General features: G+C 62.2%; 1 protein-coding gene. It reads right to left on the bottom strand.

Features of this window, described 5'->3' with window-relative positions:
• Positions 1-265: 265 nt before the first annotated feature.
• A partial coding sequence (locus tag EN994_RS34295) for a substrate-binding domain-containing protein (protein WP_164746569.1) occupies positions 266-635 on the bottom strand: 370 nt, incomplete at its 5' end.

Here is a 635-nt window from a genome sequence, read left to right as displayed (position 1 = left end):
TCTCCAGGCCACGCAATTCGAGGATAGTCCGCCCCTGTTCCAGAACGGGTGCGGGATGCAGTTCCTGCGCCGTCGAAATCATGACAATCCTCCCAGATTGGCCTCCCGGATTGGCTTCCCAGGCTGGCCTCACGATTGGCACGCGGCGAGGCAGGGATATGCCTCGAAAACAGCCTGGCTCAGGCGTGCGGATTGCCAAGCCGTTCGTGCGGCAGTTTGTGTCTCCGGGGCGAGGTGCCCCGGAGACGATTGCGGATGCGACGGCTCAGAGCTTCGGATTGAGCAGCGCGTCGATCTTGGGATCTTTCATGTTGTCCTTGGTCACCAGATTGGCGCCGGTGTCGACATTGGCTTCGACCTTCTCGCCCTTGGAGGCGGCGAGCGCGGTCTTGATGCCGTCATAGCCCATCCGGTACGGATCCTGGACGACGAGGGCGGAAATGACGCCGTCGTTGAGGAACTTGATCAGCTTCTCGTCGCTGTCGAAACCGACCAGCGCCAGCTTGCCGCCAAGGTTGTTTTCCGCGACGGCCTGGCCGACGCCCTGCGCCATGATCAGGTTGGAAGCGAAGATGCCCTTGAGGTTCGGGTTGGCGGTGATCAGGTCGGTGGCGATGTTGAGGCCGGTGGTGGCC

The organism is Mesorhizobium sp. M7A.F.Ca.CA.002.09.1.1 (assembly GCF_003998555.1).
Lineage (GTDB): Bacteria > Pseudomonadota > Alphaproteobacteria > Rhizobiales > Rhizobiaceae > Mesorhizobium > Mesorhizobium ciceri.
This window is presented reverse-complemented; position numbering and strand designations above follow the sequence as displayed.